At 73.8% G+C, this 16,195-nt stretch carries 16 protein-coding genes; 10 read left to right on the forward strand and 6 right to left on the reverse strand.

Annotated elements, in window-relative coordinates:
• Positions 1 to 32 precede the first annotated feature (32 nt).
• Positions 33 to 962 carry a hypothetical protein gene (locus ACIA8O_RS14055; protein WP_396293955.1) on the forward strand — a complete coding sequence of 310 codons (930 nt, stop codon included), beginning with the start codon at positions 33 to 35 and terminating at the stop codon, positions 960 to 962.
• A gap of 7 nt (positions 963 to 969) precedes the next feature.
• Here ACIA8O_RS14055 and ACIA8O_RS14060 read toward each other — a convergent pair whose 3' ends face one another.
• On the reverse strand, positions 970 to 1,710 hold the full coding sequence (locus ACIA8O_RS14060; protein ID WP_396293956.1) for a hypothetical protein: 741 nt from the start codon (positions 1,708 to 1,710) through the stop codon (positions 970 to 972).
• 39 nt (positions 1,711 to 1,749) lie between these two features.
• On the opposite strand from ACIA8O_RS14060, the gene ACIA8O_RS14065 reads away from it, so the two are divergent.
• Together ACIA8O_RS14065 and ACIA8O_RS14070 are read left to right on the forward strand one after the other, a co-directional pair.
• The gene (locus ACIA8O_RS14065) at positions 1,750 to 2,466 is read left to right on the forward strand and encodes an aminoacyl-tRNA hydrolase (protein ID WP_396293957.1); all 717 of its coding nucleotides are present in this window, start codon (positions 1,750 to 1,752) and stop codon (positions 2,464 to 2,466) included.
• Positions 2,467 to 2,559: 93 nt separating this feature from the next.
• Complete coding sequence (locus ACIA8O_RS14070; protein WP_396293958.1) at positions 2,560 to 3,078, forward strand: DUF3592 domain-containing protein; 519 nt, start codon at positions 2,560 to 2,562, stop codon at positions 3,076 to 3,078.
• Here the strand turns inward: ACIA8O_RS14070 and ACIA8O_RS14075 are convergent.
• Positions 3,075 to 3,809 (reverse strand): ABC transporter permease subunit, encoded by a 735-nt coding sequence (locus tag ACIA8O_RS14075; protein ID WP_396293959.1) that lies wholly within the window; start codon positions 3,807 to 3,809, stop codon positions 3,075 to 3,077. The genes ACIA8O_RS14070 and ACIA8O_RS14075 overlap by 4 nt on opposite strands.
• Positions 3,806 to 4,714: an ABC transporter ATP-binding protein gene (locus tag ACIA8O_RS14080; protein WP_396293960.1), complete on the reverse strand. Its 909-nt coding sequence runs from the start codon at positions 4,712 to 4,714 to the stop codon at positions 3,806 to 3,808. Before ACIA8O_RS14080 ends, ACIA8O_RS14075 begins: the two co-directional genes overlap by 4 nt.
• A 134-nt stretch (positions 4,715 to 4,848) precedes the next feature.
• Here ACIA8O_RS14080 and ACIA8O_RS14085 point away from each other — a divergent pair, with 134 nt between their 5' ends.
• The 3 genes from ACIA8O_RS14085 to ACIA8O_RS14095 all read left to right on the forward strand — a co-directional run bounded on the left by ACIA8O_RS14085 (position 4,849) and on the right by ACIA8O_RS14095 (position 7,850).
• Positions 4,849 to 6,063: a sensor histidine kinase gene (locus tag ACIA8O_RS14085; RefSeq protein ID WP_396293961.1), complete on the forward strand. Its 1,215-nt coding sequence runs from the start codon at positions 4,849 to 4,851 to the stop codon at positions 6,061 to 6,063.
• Entirely contained in the window at positions 6,060 to 6,707 is a 648-nt protein-coding gene (locus tag ACIA8O_RS14090; RefSeq protein ID WP_396293962.1) for a response regulator, read from the forward strand. The genes ACIA8O_RS14085 and ACIA8O_RS14090 overlap by 4 nt, the downstream gene beginning before the upstream one ends.
• A gap of 93 nt (positions 6,708 to 6,800) precedes the next feature.
• The gene (locus ACIA8O_RS14095) at positions 6,801 to 7,850 is read left to right on the forward strand and encodes a hypothetical protein (RefSeq protein ID WP_396293963.1); all 1,050 of its coding nucleotides are present in this window, start codon (positions 6,801 to 6,803) and stop codon (positions 7,848 to 7,850) included.
• Here ACIA8O_RS14095 and ACIA8O_RS14100 read toward each other — a convergent pair whose 3' ends face one another.
• The 3 genes from ACIA8O_RS14100 to modA all read right to left on the reverse strand — a co-directional run bounded on the left by ACIA8O_RS14100 (position 7,851) and on the right by modA (position 10,678).
• On the reverse strand, positions 7,851 to 8,924 hold the full coding sequence (locus ACIA8O_RS14100) for an ABC transporter ATP-binding protein (RefSeq protein ID WP_396293964.1): 1,074 nt from the start codon (positions 8,922 to 8,924) through the stop codon (positions 7,851 to 7,853).
• Between the two features lie 144 nt (positions 8,925 to 9,068).
• Positions 9,069 to 9,881: a molybdate ABC transporter permease subunit gene (gene modB, locus ACIA8O_RS14105; RefSeq protein WP_396293965.1), complete on the reverse strand. Its 813-nt coding sequence runs from the start codon at positions 9,879 to 9,881 to the stop codon at positions 9,069 to 9,071.
• Positions 9,878 to 10,678: a molybdate ABC transporter substrate-binding protein gene (modA, locus tag ACIA8O_RS14110; protein WP_396293966.1), complete on the reverse strand. Its 801-nt coding sequence runs from the start codon at positions 10,676 to 10,678 to the stop codon at positions 9,878 to 9,880. Before modA ends, modB begins: the two co-directional genes overlap by 4 nt.
• A 220-nt stretch (positions 10,679 to 10,898) precedes the next feature.
• Between modA and ACIA8O_RS14115 the strand changes: the two genes are divergently transcribed.
• The 4 genes from ACIA8O_RS14115 to ACIA8O_RS14130 all read left to right on the forward strand — a co-directional run bounded on the left by ACIA8O_RS14115 (position 10,899) and on the right by ACIA8O_RS14130 (position 16,108).
• Complete coding sequence (locus tag ACIA8O_RS14115; protein ID WP_396293967.1) at positions 10,899 to 12,248, forward strand: cytochrome P450; 1,350 nt, start codon at positions 10,899 to 10,901, stop codon at positions 12,246 to 12,248.
• A gap of 196 nt (positions 12,249 to 12,444) precedes the next feature.
• On the forward strand, positions 12,445 to 13,215 hold the full coding sequence (locus ACIA8O_RS14120) for an MHYT domain-containing protein (RefSeq protein ID WP_396293968.1): 771 nt from the start codon (positions 12,445 to 12,447) through the stop codon (positions 13,213 to 13,215).
• 26 nt (positions 13,216 to 13,241) lie between these two features.
• Complete coding sequence (locus ACIA8O_RS14125; protein ID WP_396293969.1) at positions 13,242 to 15,701, forward strand: nitrate- and nitrite sensing domain-containing protein; 2,460 nt, start codon at positions 13,242 to 13,244, stop codon at positions 15,699 to 15,701.
• Complete coding sequence (locus ACIA8O_RS14130) at positions 15,698 to 16,108, forward strand: roadblock/LC7 domain-containing protein (protein ID WP_396293970.1); 411 nt, start codon at positions 15,698 to 15,700, stop codon at positions 16,106 to 16,108. Before ACIA8O_RS14125 ends, ACIA8O_RS14130 begins: the two co-directional genes overlap by 4 nt.
• Positions 16,109 to 16,195 lie beyond the last annotated feature (87 nt).

Here is a 16,195-nt window from a genome sequence, read left to right on the forward strand (position 1 = left end):
CTCGCTCGGGCACAGGCTGTAAACCTGGTGCCATGGGCGAGCGAAGCGATCATCCACAGGGGCCGGGCGCGGCGGCTGAATCCGGCGCGCAGGAGATCGAGGCGACGGTGGTGCTCGGCATCCGGATCACCGACTGGGAGCAGCTGCGCCGTGCGGCACGGGCCGCCGTCGAGGAACTGGACTTCGCCGGGATCGACCCGGAGGGGCAGCGCGAGGCACTGCTGCGCGAGGTCTCCGAGGACCCCAACGCGGCGCTGGGCGCGCTGCTCCACCCCGACCGGCTGGTGGCCGCGATCCCCGGGGTCGAGGCGATCGGCGGCACCCTGGAGATCGCCGTCACCGACGACTTCGCCCCGGACTTCGCCGAGCTCTTCCCGCTCGACCTGGACGAGGAGGAGGGCGGCGGCACCGGGGACTGGACGCTGACCCCGCGCACCGCCTGTCTGATCCACACTCAGCTCATCACCCTGGCCGACGCCGCGTACGACGACCTGGACGAGCACGAGGACGACCCGGTCACCGACGAGGAGGAGGCGGACTGGGCGGTGCTCGGCCGCCTGCCGCAGCGCACCTGGCAGATGCACCACAGCTGGCGCCGCGCGTTCGCCCGGGCCTTCGACGACCTGGCCGACGACCTGGCCCTCGGCGAGTGGCCGCTGCCCCGCAACCTGGCCGAGGAGCTGGCGCTCCGGCTGGCCCTGGTGGACGCCCGCGAACTGCTCGGCGCCCAGCCGCAGGCCGTGGCCGACATGATGGGCGAACTCCCGGTCGACCTCTACGACTACGACTGGGACGGCTGCGCCGACGAGCTGTTCGGCGTCTACGGCCCCGACGAGGGCGACCCGGAGCTGGACGCCACCGAGCGCACCGACGTCCTGCTGGCCGCCACCCACCCCGAGGGCTGGTTCCTCACCTACGAGGACGCCGAGGAGCGCGACCCCACCCGGGGCTACCGCCGCTGACCCTCCGTCAGGAGCCCGTGCCGATGGCCTCGGCGAGGCGGGCGTCCTGGGCGGGAGTCAGCGGGAGCCGGGTGTGCCGGGGGCTGTGCTCCTCCGAGCAGCGCGGCAGCCGGCTCGGAGCGGTGGTGGCGCCGCTGAGCGGGGAGACCGCGTCCTCGAACGCCCAGCTCGGGCCGTCCCAGAACGGGTGGTCGAGCAGTGCCCCGGCCAGCTCGTGGACGGTCCCGGTCGGTGCGCCGACGGCGGTGAGGGCCTCGGCGACGGTCGCGGCGGCGTCCGGCGGGAGGTCGGCGTCGCCGAGGGCGGGCAGCAGCAGGAGCAGCCGGGCGTGCGGGTCGGTGACGCCCGGGCCCTCGCCGGGGTGGCGGGCGACGTGGATCAGCTCGCGCCAGGCGAGGCCGGGGCCGGTGTAGTGGCCCTCGGCGCTCGCCACCCGGAGCGGGCGGTCCCAGTCGGGGTGGTCGAGGTGGTAGTCGATCCCCTCGTCCTCGGCGAAGTTGCGGTGGACGATCACGACCCGGTGGCCGTCGGCGAACGGCAGCCGGATCACCGGCCAGGCGGTCGGGTCGGTGAGCCGTTCGAACGCGGCGTCGGCGTCCGCCCCGTCGACGCCGAACAGGGCCGGGTCCGGATCGAGCTCCTCGCCCGCGGCGAGCCAGAGCAGGGTGGCCGCCCAGAAGCCGGGCAGCAGGAGCAGGTCCTCGCCCGGGGTCAGGGGCTCGTCCTCGTAGTCGGGTATCCGTAGCACGGGAGCATGGTGCCATCCGGGTCGGACTAAGCTCGACGGGTGACCAGCTCTCCTTTCACCGCGCCCAGCACCCCCGCCGTCGAGGACCCCCGGGACGCCAACCCGCAGTACGTGCTGCCGCTGGTGGTCCGGCTGGAGAAGGCCGAGCCGCCGGCCCGGACGGACGCGCTGGAGACCTCGGCGCGGGCGGTGCTGACCCTGCTGGCCGACGAGCGGGTGACCGGGCCCGAGGGGGAGTGGGCGGAGCTGGTGGCCGCCTGGGAGGACGCGCGGATCCGGAAGGTGGTGCGGCGGGCCCGCGGCGGCGAGTGGCGCAAGGCGAACGAGCTGCCGGGGATCACCGTGACGGGGCGTCAGGCCGAGGTGCGGGTCTACCCGCCGATCCCGCTGGACGGCTGGCCCAAGGAGCTGGCCAAGCTCCAGGTCTCCGGCACCGACCTGGACGACCCCGAGGAGCCCGGCCCGGCCCCCGACGGGGTGCCGGTGCTCTGGCTCAACCCGGAGCTGGAGATGAGCGCCGGCAAGACCATGGCCCAGACCGGCCACGCCGCCCAGCTCGCCTGGTGGCGGCTGGACGACGCGCAGCGCAAGGAGTGGGCGGAGGCCGGTTTCCCGCTGGCCGTGCGGACCGCTTCCAAGGAGGACTGGCCCGCCCTGACGGACGGTCACCTCCCGGTGGTCCGCGACGCCGGCTTCACCGAGATCGCCCCCGGCTCCTGCACCGTGGTCGCGGACCATCCGGCGTTCCGCCCGTAGGACGCGCCGTTCGAATTTCGGTGGAACCGCAGTGACCTGCGGGACATCCTTGCTTCCGCTGACGAGTCTTGTGGACGACCGACGGGGGCATGGATGTTCGAGGACGGCACTGTGATCTTCGGGGTGCTGGGTCTGCTGTTCGCCGGAGCGGGGGTGACCTTCTGCCTCGTGCACCTCAACCGGGTGCGGGGAACACGCAGGGCACTGGCCCGCGGCACCGAGGTGGAGGCCCAGTGCCTGGACACCTACGTGAGCCAGCCCGGTGGGAACAGAGGGGGCCGGGGCGTCCGGCACGTGATCCTGGGCTTCCGCACCCTGGAGGGCCGCGACGTCCGGTTCGAGGACCTCTCCGGCGTTCCGCGCGTGCTCGGTGACCGGGTCCGGGTCCGGTACCTCCCGGAGAATCCGCAGCAGGCGGCCGTCACGGACGCGAACCCGTACGGCGGGGCGGGCCGTACCGTGCTGTTCGTCGTCTTTCCCTTGGCGTTCGTGTGCATGGGCCTGTGGTTCGCCGCGCTCGGCTTCGGCCTGGTCGGCCGCCACTCCCATCCGGATTGGCCCTCCGTCGAGCCCTCCGTCTCGGCGTCGCCGTCCTGGCCGTGGCTCGGTTAGACGTCCTTGCGGGTCAGGGAGCGGTGGCCGAGCCAGAGGAGCAGGACCGTCCAGGCGGCCATCAGGAGCAGGCCGGTCCAGTGGCCGAAGGCGATGTGCGGGTCGGGCTGCTGCTTCCAGGCGTACTGGCCGGCCCGGTCCGGGAGGTACTGGGCGACGACGCGGACACCCGGGATGGCGGCCAGGGCGGTGGTGCCGAAGAAGACCAGCGGGGTGAGCAGGCCGAGGGCGGCGCTGAGGTTGCGGAAGCAGGCGGTGATGCCGAAGCAGATCAGCACCAGCATCGGGCAGTAGAGCACCCCGGCCACGGCGGTGCGGAGCATGCCGGGTGCGGAGAGGTCGAGGCCGGTGGTGCCGGCGACGGCGAGCATGGAGCCGCCGGTGGTGAGCAGGCCGACCAGCAGGCCGAGGCCGGCGCCGAGCAGGGCCTTGGCCGCGTAGAGGCGGCCGCGGTGCGGGACGGCGGTGAGCGAGGCGCGGATGGTGCCGGAGTTGAACTCCTGGCCGATCAGCAGGATGCCGAGACAGGCCAGCGGCACCTGGCCGAAGTTGAAGCCGTAGAAGATGCCGACGCCCTTGTCCTCGGTGAGCGAGCCGTCGTCGGAGTAGTTGACGTTCACCAGGAAGGTGATCCCGACGCTGAGGACGACGGAGAGGAGCGGGGCGGACCACTGGGAGACCAGGGTGGTGAGCTTGGTCCACTCGGAGCGCAGCACGAGGGTGGTGGTCATGCCGCCGCCGCCCGGTACTCGACGCTGTCCGCGGTCATCCGCATGAAGGCCTCCTCCAGCGAGTCCTGACGACTCGCGATCTCGTAGAGCACGACGCCGTGCGCGGCGGCGTACCGGGCGAACTCCTCGCCGCTCACCCCGTCGACCTCCCAGGAGCCGTCCTCCCCGGCGGTCGCGGAGAAGGTGGTGGCGGCCATCAGCCGGTCCAGCTTCTCCGGGTCGACGGCCCGCACCCGCAGCCGGGGGCGGCCGTGCTCGGCGATGAAGGCGTCCAGGGTGGAGTCGGCCAGCAGCCTGCCCCGGCCGATGACCACCAGGTGATCCGCCGTCAGGGCCATCTCCGTCATCAGGTGCGAGGAGACCAGGACCGAGCGGCCCTCGGCGGCCAGGCCGCGCAGCAGGGTGCGGATCCACCGGATGCCCTCGGGGTCCAGGCCGTTGACCGGTTCGTCCAGCATCAGCACCGGCGGGTCGCCGAGCAGGGCCGCCGCGACGCCGAGCCGCTGGCGCATGCCGAGCGAGAAGCCGCGGACCCGGCGCTTGGCCGCCTCGGCCAGGCCGACCTGCTCCAGCACCTCGTCCACCCGCCGGTCCGGCAGGCCGTTGCTGCGGGAGAGGCAGAGCAGGTGGCCCCGGGCGGTGCGGCCGCCGTGCACGGCGTCGGCGTCCAGCAGGGCGCCCAAGGTGCGGAGCGGGTCGGTCAGTTCGGTGTACGGGCGGCCGTCCACCAGGGCGTGGCCGGCGGTGGGGCGGTCGAGGCCGAGGACCATCCGCATGGTGGTGGTCTTGCCGGCGCCGTTCGGGCCGAGGAAGCCGGTGACCGAGCCGGGGCGGACCTCGAAGGAGAGGTCGTCCACGGCGCGGGTCCGTCCGTAGCTCTTGCTCAGGCCCTGGACCTGGATCACGTTCGCCTCCTCGGGAGTGGTTGACGTGGTCCATTCCACCGGTGGCGGGCGGTGGGCCGGATCCCGCCGGGGAGGGGACGGCCTCCCTCCCGGGAGGGAGCCGGGAGCGGGGGACGGCCTGGCACCATGGGCGGGTGCTCAAGACGATCTTCGCGCCGCTGCTCGCGCCCGCCACCTACGCCCGCTGGCTGCACCTGGTGGTCGGCATGATCTTCGCGGGGGTGGTGCTGTTCGTCTATCCCGGGATCGAGGCCGGTGTGCCGGTGATCGAACTGATCGCCAAGTGGGCGGCGGTGGTCTCGGTGCTGCTGGTGCTGATCGCGCTGATCCCGGCCGTCCGGCGGGCCGAGGGCGTGCAGGCCCGGCTGCTGCTGGTGCCGGAGCGGGAGGAGGAGATCGGCACCGCCTCCTCGAAGGGCTGGGCCGACCTGCGGCGGACGGCGGCCTGGCTGCTGGGCCGGACGGCGCTGGGGGTGCCGGTGGGCTACGTCTCGCTGTTCGGCGTGGCGGGTGCGGTCTCGACGGTCTCGTACGTGGTGACCGGCCGGCATCCGGAGCCGTTCGGCCTGTCGCTGCCCCGGTCGGTGCCGCCGTTGGCCTACCTGCCGGTGGTCGCGGTGGTACTGGTGGTGCTGGTGCTGTTCGTCGCGCTGGCCGGGCGGCTGCAACTCGCCATGGCGGTGCGGTTGTTGGGGCCGTCGCCGACCGAGCGGCTGGCGGAGGCGGAGCAGCGGGCCGAGCGGCTGCTGGAACGGAACCGGCTGGCACGGGAGTTGCACGACTCGATCGGGCACGCGCTGACCGTGACGGTGCTCCAGGCGGGGGCGGCGCGGGAGGTGGCCGATCCGGCCTTCGTGGCGAAGGCGCTGGAGGTGATCGAGGAGACCGGCCGCCGGGCGATGGACGACCTGGAGCGCACCCTGGTGCTGCTGCGGGACAGCGCGGACGGCTCGGCGGTGGAGCGGCCGGGGGTGGAGCAGCTGGACGGACTGTTCGAGACCGCCCGGGCGGCCGGCAGCCCGGTGGTGGCGGTGGTCGCGGTGGCGCACGGGGAGCTGCCGGGGGTGCTCTCCCGGGAGTCGTACCGGATCGTCCAGGAGGCCGTCACCAACGCGCTCAAGTACGCCCCCGGGCAGCCGATCAGACTCCGACTGGCCACCGAGGGCGGGGACTTGCGCATCCGCAGCGCCAACGGGCGTGCCACGGAGGGTGGTTCGCGGCGGGGCGGGGGCAAGGGCCTGCGGGGCATCCGGGAGCGCGCCGTCCTGCTGGGCGGGGAGGCGGCGGCCGGCTGGGAGGGGGAGGAGTGGGTGCTCTCGGTGCGGCTCCCGCTACGGTTGTCGGCATGATCGACATCTTGCTGGTGGACGACGAGGAGTTGGTGCGGGCCGGGCTGCGGGCCGTACTGGAGGCCCAGGGCGACCTCCGGGTGATCGGCGAGGCCTCGGACGGCGCGGAGGCGATGGTGCTGGCCCGCACGCTGCGGCCGCACGTGGTGCTGATGGACGTCCGGATGCCGGAGGTGGACGGGCTGAGCGCGACCAGGGCGATCCTGGCGGCGGGCGGGGCGGACGCCCCGAAGGTCCTGGTGGTCACCACCTTCGAGAACGACGACTACGTCTACGAGGCGCTGCGGGCGGGCGCCGACGGCTTCCTGCTCAAGCGCTCGCGGCCGGCCGAGATCGCGCACGCGGTGCGGCTGGTGGCGGCGGGCGAGTCGCTGCTCTTCCCGGCCGCGATCCGCCGGCTGGCGGGGGAGCGGGCCAACCGCCCGGCCCGGGAGGCGATGGAGCGGGCCGGGCTGACGGATCGTGAGGCGGAGGTGCTGCGGCTGGTGGCGAAGGGGCTGTCGAACGGCGAGATCGCCGAGCAGCTCTTCCTCGGGGTGCAGACCGTCAAGACGCACGTCAGCAGCGTGCTCGCCAAGCTCGGGGCACGGGACCGGACGCAGGCCGTGATCGTGGCATACGAGTCGGGGTTCGTGCCCAGGTAGGCGTGGCTGTGCGTGCCGCCGGGATCACGGGTGTTTTCGGGTGGTATGTCTGAATCCATGACACGACGGGTCGCGGTGGCGGGTTGTACGGCGGTGGCCCTCGGGGCCTTGGCGATGGTGCCCTCGACGGCGGCCGGGCCGAGGGCGGTGGCACCCGGGGCGCTGGCCACCTCGGAGCTGGTGAAGCTGACCAACCAGGAGGTGGACCCGATCGGGATGACCGCCTTCAGCGGCGTCTACGGCACCGCCGACAGCGTGGCCTTCGGTGACACCGACAACGGCGACTTCTCCGACCCGGACGGCGTGCTCACCAAGGTCACCATCGCCACCCAGGTCAGCCGGACCGACGCGGCCGAGAGCAAGATCTACGGGCAGGCCCAACTCACCGACCTGGTGGTGAACTTCAAGAGCAAGCAGCTGCTGGCGGTGCGTGCGGTCGCGGAGAGCGGGGTGGCCGCGATCGACTCCTACGCGGAGTGCGTGCCGCCGCCGATCGGCCCCTGGGCGCTGGCCTACAGCCGGACGGACGGCGCCCAGATCACCGTGCTCGGGCAGCGGGTCGGGGTCGGGACGACGCAGCTGTCCGTCACGGGGAACGACCTGGACACCCCGACGATCGGGCCCAGCACCCTGACGGTGGTGGTGACGCCCCATCAGGACCCGGTCACCCAGAGCAGGCAGCCGGACGCGGCGGCCTGGCTGGACATCGCGGTCAGCGGGGTGCTGAACGACATGGGTGGGGCGCAGGTGTACCAGGGGGACATTACGACGATGCGGCTGGGTGAGGTGCACGCCCACTGCGTCGACAACACCACGCCTACGCCCACTCCCACTCCCACGCCTACACCGACGCCCACGCCTACGCCGACCCCCACGCCTACGCCCACGCCGAGTCCGACGCCTACTCCGACGCCCACGCCGAGTCCGAGCCCGACCCCCACGCCTACGCCCACGCCTACTCCGACGCCCACGCCGAGCGGCAGTCCGCCGGCCCCGGTGCCGCCGGTGGACGGCGGTGGGGGAGGGAAGCTGCCCGAGACGGGCGCGGCGGCCGGGTGGCAGCGTCCGGTGCTGGGGGCCACGGTGCTCGGGGCGGTGGGTGCCGGTCTGGTGGTGGCGGGGCGGCGGCTGCGGCGGCGCTGATCAGGCCGGGTAGGCGTGGGTCTGGGCGGCCTTGACGGTGGCCCAGACCGCGGTGCCCGGTGCCAGGTCGAGGTCGGCGGCCGCCGCCGGGGTGAGGTCGGCGGCGAGGTCCAGCGGCCCGGTCAGGTCCACCCGGACCTGGTCGCCGTGCAGGTCGAGGCCGGTGACCTCCAACTGCCAGACGTTGCGGGCGCTGGAGTCGGGCTGGGAGCGGTGCAGTTCCACGGCGGACGGCGGGAAGGCGACGAAGGCCGGGCCGGTGAGCTCCTCGCTGGTGGTGAGGGCCGGGCCGCCGTCGGGGAGGGTGACGGTGTGTCCGGCGGCCTCCCCCTGGTAGAGGTTGAGGCCGACCAGCCGGGCGATGTAGTCGGTCCGGGGCCGTCGGGCGATCTCGGCCGGCGGGCCGGACTGCACCTCGCGCCCCTCCTCCACCACCACGAGCCGGTCGGCCAGCACCATCGCGTCCAGCGGATCGTGGGTGACCAGCACGGCCACCGCCTCGAACTCGGCCAGGTGGCGCCGGAGCTGGGCCCGGACGTCCAGCCGGGTCCGGGCGTCCAGGGCGGCGAGGGGCTCGTCCAGGAGGAGCAGACGGGGGTGGACGGCGAGCGCGCGGGCCAGTGCGACGCGCTGGGCCTGTCCGCCGGAGAGCCCGCCGGGGCGGGCCTGGGCGTGCTCGGCCAGGCCCATCCGCTCCAGCCAGGGGAGGGCGGCCTCGCGGGAGGCGCGGCGGTTCATGCCCCGGCAGCGGAGGCCGAAGGCGACGTTGTCGAGGGCGGAGAGGTGGGGGAAGAGCAGGTAGTCCTGGAAGACCACGCCGACGGGACGGGCCTCGGCGGGCGTGTGGAGGCCCTCGGCCGGGGCCTCCAGCCTGCTGCCGTCCAGCGCCAGGTGACCACCCGTCAGCGGCAGCAGCCCCGCGAGGGCCCGCAGGGCGGTGGACTTCCCGGCCCCGTTCGGCCCGAGCAGCGCCACCACCTCCCCCGGCGCGGCGGCCAGCTCCAGGTCCAGCCGGAACCCGGCCCGCCCGTCCCGGGCGCTCCGCTCGACGATCAGATGGGCATCAAGAGACATGAGCACACTCCGTGACCCCGGGGGCGCGGGGAACTGCGCGATTCGGAAGGCGGACGAGCGCTGGATCGGGGCAGGCGAGCCAGTTGCAGGTGCTGCCGTTCCCCCGCGCGCAGTTCCCCGCGCCCCTGGTGTGACCACTCTCGTTCACGACATCCACCGGCCGCGGAGCCCCGCGAGGACCGCGATGGAGACGGCGAGCAGCACAAGGCTCAGCGCGATGGCCGCCTCCGGTTCGGACTCCATCGCCAGGTAGACGGCGAGCGGCATGGTCTGGGTCTTGCCGGGGAAGTTCCCCGCGAAGGTGATGGTGGCGCCGAACTCGCCGAGGGCGCGGGCCCAGGCCAGGACGGCGCCGGCCGCGACGCCGGGGGCGATGAGCGGGAGGGTGACGCGCCGGAAGGCGGTGAGCCGGGAGGCGCCCAGGGTCGCGGCGGCCTCCTCGTACCGGGGGTCGGCCGCCCGCAGCGCTCCCTCGACGCTGATCACCAGGAAGGGCATCGCCACGAAGGCCTCGGCCAGCACCACCCCGGAGGTGTGGAACGGCAGGGTGATGCCGAACCAGGCGTCCAGCCAGCGGCCGACGATCCCGTTGCGGCCGAGCACCAGCAGCAGCGCCACGCCGCCGACCACCGGCGGCAGCACCAGCGGCAGGGTGACCAGTGCCCGCACCAGCCCCCGCCCGGGGAACTCGGTCCGGGCGAGCAGCCAGGCGAGCGGTACCCCGAAGAGCAGGGAGAGCGCCGTGGCCGCCGTCGCGCAGAACAGCGAGAGGCGCAGCGCCTCCCAGACCTCGGGGCTGGTGAGCTGCTCGGGCAGGTCGCGCCACGGGGCGCGGACCAGCAGTCCGAGCAGCGGCAGCACCAGGAAGGCGAGGCCGATCAGCGCGGGCAGCAGGAGCGCGTACGGAATCCGCGCGCGACGGAGGCTGCGGCGGGTGCGGGGCTGAGCAGGTGTCACGGGGTCTGGAAACCGGCCTCGGTGAGGACCCGTCGGGCGTCGGCCGACTGGACGTAGGCGGTGAAGGCGGCGGCGCCGTCGGCGTTGGGGGCCTTGGCGAGCGCGGCGATCGGGTAGTCGTTGACGGCCTGGGCGGCCTCGGGGAAGTCCACACCGTCGATCTTGGCAGCATCGGCCTTGACGTCGGTCTTGTACACCAGGGAGGCGTCCACCTCGCCGAGCTCGACCTTGGTGAGGGCGCCCTTGACGTCCTGCTCCAGGGTGACGGGGGTGAGGTTGACCCCGCCGGCCTTGAGGGCGTCCAGGGCGGCGGCGCCGCACGGCACCTCCTTGGCGCAGAGCGCGACCTTGAGGCCGCCGCCGGCCAGGTCCTTGAGGCCGGTGATGTGCTTGGGGTTGCCCTTGGGGACGGCGATGGCGAGGGTGTTGCGGACGAAGACCTTGGAGTCGTTCGCGGCCTTGGCGTCGGTGACGGTCTTCATGGTCTTGGTGGAGGCGGCGGCGAAGACGTCGGCCGGGGCGCCGGAGGTGATCGAGGTGGCCAGCGCGGAGGAGCCGCCGAAGTTGAAGGTCACCTTGACGCCCGGGTAGGCGGCCTCGAAGCGCTTGCCGAGCTCGGTGAAGCTCTCCTTGAGCGAGGCCGCGGCGAAGACGGTGACGGTGCCGGAGAGCTTGGGGCCGCCGGCCGAGGCCGAGGGCGAGGAGGTCGTGGAACCGGAGCTGCTGCACGCGGTGAGCCCGGTGGCCAGGGCGAACGCGGTGGCGGCCAGGGCGGCGCGGCGGACGGTGACGGTCATGTGAGCGAGTCTCCTCATGGTGTGGTGAGGCGATCATAGTGCCGCAGCTGCGGCTGAAATATCCCCTGTCTCATTGCACGGGCCAGGCCCGAGGGGGCATGCGGGCTGCATGTGCGAAGTGACAGGTGACCCTCCGGGTCCGAACGTGCGCCCTATCTGCGCTGATACTCCGTCAGCTAGCGTGGGGAGCGAATGTCTGTTCCACAAAAGGGGGGTTCCTTTGCCGACGACACAGGTGCCGGGTCCGGCCGGCGTGCCGCTGCTCGGTTCGATGTTCGACCTCAAGCGCGATCCGCTGGGCACGTACCTGGCCGCGCACCGCGAGTACGGGGACGTGGTGCGGCTCACCGCCGGCCCGCCCGGGCTGCGGGCCGAGTTCTACGGGGTCTACTCGCCGGAGGGCGCCCAGCAGGTGCTGGCCGGCCAGGCCGCCAACTTCCGCAAGGAGAACAGCTTCTACGAGGAGATCCGGATCAGCTTCGGGAACGGGCTGCTCACCTCGCAGGACACCGACTACCAGCGCCAGCGCCGGCTGATCCAGCCGCTCTTCACCCGCCGCCGGGTGGACGGCTACGCGGACGCCATCGGCATCGAGGCCGAGGCCCTGGTGGACCGCTGGGGCGGGATGCCCGGGTCGGTGGACGCGGTGGACGAGATGTCCCGCTTCGCCCTGCGCGCGGTCTCCCGGATCCTGTTCGGGGCCGACCTGGAGACCGCGCTGGACTCGGTGCGGACCAACTTCCCGGTCCTGGCCCACTACGTCACCGCGCGCGGCTTCCAGCCGGTGCGCATCCCGCGCACCTGGCCGACCCCGAGCAACCGGGAGGCGATGGCGGCCGAGCGGGCGCTCTACCAGGTCTGCGACTCGATCATCGCGGCCCGCGGCGGGGCGGCGGCCGAGTCGGACGACCTGCTCGGCCTGCTGGCGGCGGCCCGGGACGAGGACGGCGCGCAGTTGGACGCCACCGAGCTGCGCGAGCAGGTGCTGGTCTTCCTGCTGGCCGGGCACGAGACCACCGCCACCTCGCTCACCTTCACCCTGCACCTGCTCGGCCACCACCCCGAGGTGCAGGCTCGGGTGCACGAGGAGCTGGACGGCCTGCTGGCCGGCGGGCGCCGCCCGACCGCCGCCGACTACAACGAACTCCCTTACCTGACCATGGTGTTGAAGGAGGCGATGCGGCTCTACCCGGCGGCCCCGGTGATCGGGCGGCTGGCGGTGGCGGAGAGCGTGATCGGCGGCACGGTGATCCCGGCCGGGGCCAACGTGATGGTCGCCCCGTACGTGACGCACCGGCACCTGGAGCACTGGGAGGACCCGGAGCGCTTCGACCCGGAGCGCTTCACGCCGGAGGCGGAGGCCGCCCGGCACCGCTACGCCTGGTTCCCGTTCGGCGGCGGGCCGCGGGCCTGCATAGGCCAGCACTTCTCGATGCTGGAGTCGGTGCTCGGCCTGGCGGCGCTGCTGCGCACCTTCGAGGTCGAGGCGCTGGACAACGAGGTGGCGCTGACCCACGGCATCACCCTGGAGGCGGCGAGCCCGGTGCGGCTGAGGCTCAAGCGCCGCTGAGGCCCGGGGGCCGCCGAGGCCCCGCGCTTCGAGGCACGGACCCCGGCTGAACGGGAGGGCGTGCGCCCGGCGCACAGGGCGCACGCCAGTTCAGCACATGCGAGCCCCCCGGTGGGCTGCTTTTCACATCTTCTGGTGACCCCCGTTCGACGCTGCGTAGCGTCCGCTGTCTGACGCCACATCGGACGGGGGCTCGATGGCACACCTGGATCACTTCGGCTTCGGCTGGCCGACTCCGGTCATCTCCTACGTGATGGCCTGCATCGGCGCGGCCCTCGGCCTGCGCTGCACCCTGCGCGCCCTGGCCGCCACCGGCGCCGCCCGGCGGAACTGGCTGGTCACCGCCGCCGCCGCGATCGGCTCGGGCATCTGGACCATGCACTTCGTGGCCATGTTCGGCTTCACCGTGGACGGCACCGAGCTGCGGTACAACGTGCCGCTCACCGTGCTCAGCCTGCTGGTCGCCGTCCTGGTGGTCGGCCTCGGGGTCTTCGCCGTCGGCTACGGGCGGCACCGGGGGCGCTCGCTGCTGCTCGGCGGGCTGATCACCGGCGTCGGGGTGGCGGCCATGCACTACCTCGGCATGGCGGCGGTGCGGATGCACGGCCACCTCCGCTACGAGGCCGGCACGGTGGCGCTCTCGGTACTGATCGCGGTCGGCGCTGCCAGTGCCGCGCTCTGGGCCGCCGTCACCATCCGCAACGTCTACGCGGCGGCTGCCGCCGCCCTGGTGATGGGCGTCGCCGTGAGCCTGATGCACTACACCGGCATGGCCGCGGTACAGGTCGAACTGGAGCCATCGCGGGTCGAGTTGGGCGGTGCGACGCCGATGCAGTTCATCTTCCCGCTGGCCGTCGGGCTCGGCTCGTTCCTCTTCCTGACCTCGGCCTTCGTGGCGCTCTCGCCGACCGCGCAGGAGCGGGCCGCGTACCGCGAAGCCGGACAACTGGCCATCGAGGAAGTCTAGTTCCGTCACTGAGAGGGTCGTTTTCGATGGGAAGCCACGCCGGACCGGCCGACCGCCTCGGATGGCGGCGGCTGAGGCCACGGACGGTACGCGCCAGGATCGTCGCCCTGCTGATGGTCCCGGTGGTGTCGGTGATGGCCCTGTGGTCCTTCGCCACCGTCACCACCGCGCGGCAGGTCTCCGACCTGCTCCGGATCCAGCAGGTGCAGGCCGAACTGCTGGTGCCGGTGGCCGCCACCGTCACCGGCCTCCAGGCCGAACGGGCCGCTGCCGGGCAGCAGTTGGCCGCCCCGACCGCCGCCCGTGAGGCCACGCTGCGGGAGGCCGCCGACACCACCGACCGGGCGGTCGCCCCGCTCGGCGTCGGGGGCTCCTACAACCGGGCCGACGCCCGGGGCTACGGCACCGAGGCGGCTGGGCGGCTGGACGAGCTGGGCAGCGCGCTGACCGGCGTGGCCCAGCTGCGTCGGCGGGTGCTGACCCGTGAGGTCCGCTGGGACGAGACCTACGTCGGCTACACCGCCGCGATCGACCGGGCGCTGGAGGTCGGCGGGGCCGTCAGCGGGCTCCAGGACCACCGGGCCGGCTCCGACGCCCGGGTGCTGCTGGAGTTCGCCCGCTCGCGCGAACTCCTCTCCCGGGAGGACGCGTTGCTGCGCACCGGCCAGCGGGCCGGTGCGCTCACCGAGGAGCAGCGGGCCGAGTTCGCGGCCACCGTCCACGCCCGGCGGCTGTTCCAGCAGACCGCCGCGCGTGACCTGCGCCCGGCCGACCGGGCCGCGCTGGCCGCCGTCACGGGCGGCCCCGACCACCGCGAACTGCTGCGCCAGGAGGACGCGGTGCGCAGCGCGCCGGACGGCCGCTCGGCCGCCGAGGCGGTCAGCGCCGAGCAGTGGATGGTGGCGGCCGGGAACGTCGCCCGCACCCTGCGCACGGTGGAGACCGAGGCCGGGGCCACCGCCGCCGCGCAGGCCCGCCCGTACGCGCTCGGGCTGTTCTCCGCCTCCGGCGCGGCGGTGCTGCTCGGTCTGGTCGCGGTGATCGCCTCGCTGCTGATCTCGGTGCAGATCGGGCGCGGTCTGGTCACCGAGCTGATCGCCCTGCGGAACTCCGCGCTGGAGCTGGCCGGGCGCGAACTCCCGGCCACCATGCGCAGGTTGAGGGCCGGGGAGGAGATCGACGTGGAGCACGAGGCGCCGCGGCGCCCGCACGGACAGGACGAGATCGGGCAGGTGCACGGTGCGCTCGGCACGGTCCGGCGGGCCGCCGTCACGGCGGCGGTGGAGCGGGCCGAGGTGCTCTCCGGGGTCTCCGGCGTCTTCGTCAACCTGGCCCGGCGCAGCCAGGTGCTGGTGCACCGTCAGCTCGCCCTGCTGGACGCCATGGAGCGCCGCACCGAGGACCCGGCGGAGCTGGCCGACCTGTTCCGCCTCGACCACCTCACCACCCGGATGCGCCGCCACGCGGAGGGCCTGATCATCCTCTCCGGGGCCGCCCCGGGCCGGGGTTGGCGCAATCCGGTGCCGCTGGTGGACGTGGTGCGGGCCGCCGTCTCGGAGGTGGAGGAGTACCCCCGGGTGGAGGTGCACCGGCTGCCGAAGGTCTCGGTGGCCGGGCAGGCGGTGGCCGACCTGATCCACCTGGTGGCCGAACTGGTCGAGAACGCCACCGGCTTCTCGCCCCCGCACACCAAGGTGCACGTCCGGGGCGAGCAGGTCGGCAACGGCTACGCCCTGGAGATCGAGGACCGCGGGCTCGGCATGGGCCCGGAGGCGCTGGCCGACGCCAACCGGCGGATCGACGCCGCCGAGCAGGTGGACTTCTTCGACAGCGACCGGCTCGGCCTGTTCGTGGTCAGCAAGCTGGCCCGCCGTCAGGACGTCCGGGTCTCGCTGCGGCCCTCCGCGTACGGGGGGACCACGGCGGTGGTGCTGCTGCCCAACGTGCTGCTGGAGGAGCCGGGCCGGCCGGAGCCGGTGCACGGGGCCGAGCCGGAGCAGACGGTGCGGCCGGTGGAGTCGTCGGGGCTGTCGGAACTGCCGGAGCCGTTGGAGTTGCCGGAGCTGCCCGCCCCGCTGCCCGCCCCGCTGTCCGTTCCGCCCGTCGTGGTGCCCCCGCCGCCGGCGCCGCTGGCGGTGGTGCCCCCGCTCGGGGTGCCGCCGCTGGGGCGCCCGGCGGTGACCGACCCCGACGAACTCCCGCGCCGGGTGCGGCAGGCCAGCCTGGTACCGCAGCTACGGCAGGCACCGGAGCAGCCCCGGTCGGCCGCCCGGCCGCCCCGTCCGGCCGGGCGCAACCCGGAGGAGGCCAGGGCCGCGATGTCCGCGTACCAGCGCGGTTGGGCCCGCGGCAAGGACCGACGCCCCGTCAACCCGCCGTCCGCGTCCGCCCCGCAGCCCCCGTACACCCCGCAGTCCCCGTACGCCCCGTCCGGACCGTACACCCCGTCCGGACCGTCCGGACCGACCGAGGGAGAGCACCGATGAACGGCACCACGTACCGCCGAGGCGAGTTCGACTGGCTGCTGGACGAGCTGGTCTCCCGCGTCCCGCAGGTCCGCTTCGCCGTGATGCTCTCCGCCGACGGCCTGGCCGTCGGCAGCTCGGCCGGGATCGACCGGGAGGACGGCGAGCACCTGGCCGCCGTCGCCTCCGGCTTCCACAGCCTGGCCAAGGGCGCCGGCCGGCACTTCGAGGCGGGTGAAGTCCGGCAGACCATGGTCGAGTTGGAGCACGGCTTCCTCTTCGTGGCGGCCGCCGGCGAGGGCACCTGCCTGGCCGTCTTCGCCCGGGCCGACGCCGATCTGGGCCTGATCGCCTACGAGATGGCCCGGCTGGTCCGCCAGGTGGGCGAGCACCTGTACGCACCACCGCGCTCGACGGTCGGCGGGTGAGCGCGGTGCTCTACCCGCAGCGCCGCCACCTGGACGGCACCGCCTTCGGCTACCCGTCCGAGCCCGAACGGCACACCCGCTGGTACG

It is taken from the genome of Kitasatospora sp. NPDC051853, from assembly GCF_044452665.1.
Classification (GTDB): domain Bacteria; phylum Actinomycetota; class Actinomycetes; order Streptomycetales; family Streptomycetaceae; genus Kitasatospora.

Bases quoted from the DNA above. Each gene is read 5' to 3' on its own strand.
- modA (WP_396293966.1), bottom strand. From the start codon at position 10,678: ATGACCGTCACCGTCCGCCGCGCCGCCCTGGCCGCCACCGCGTTCGCC.
- ACIA8O_RS14120 (WP_396293968.1), top strand. From the start codon at position 12,445: ATGGCACACCTGGATCACTTCGGCTTCGGCTGGCCGACTCCGGTCATC.
- ACIA8O_RS14090 (WP_396293962.1), top strand. From the start codon at position 6,060: ATGATCGACATCTTGCTGGTGGACGACGAGGAGTTGGTGCGGGCCGGG.
- ACIA8O_RS14070 (WP_396293958.1), top strand. From the start codon at position 2,560: ATGTTCGAGGACGGCACTGTGATCTTCGGGGTGCTGGGTCTGCTGTTC.
- ACIA8O_RS14125 (WP_396293969.1), top strand. From the start codon at position 13,242: ATGGGAAGCCACGCCGGACCGGCCGACCGCCTCGGATGGCGGCGGCTG.
- ACIA8O_RS14130 (WP_396293970.1), top strand. From the start codon at position 15,698: ATGAACGGCACCACGTACCGCCGAGGCGAGTTCGACTGGCTGCTGGAC.
- ACIA8O_RS14075 (WP_396293959.1), bottom strand. From the start codon at position 3,809: ATGACCACCACCCTCGTGCTGCGCTCCGAGTGGACCAAGCTCACCACC.
- ACIA8O_RS14100 (WP_396293964.1), bottom strand. From the start codon at position 8,924: ATGTCTCTTGATGCCCATCTGATCGTCGAGCGGAGCGCCCGGGACGGG.
- ACIA8O_RS14055 (WP_396293955.1), top strand. From the start codon at position 33: ATGGGCGAGCGAAGCGATCATCCACAGGGGCCGGGCGCGGCGGCTGAA.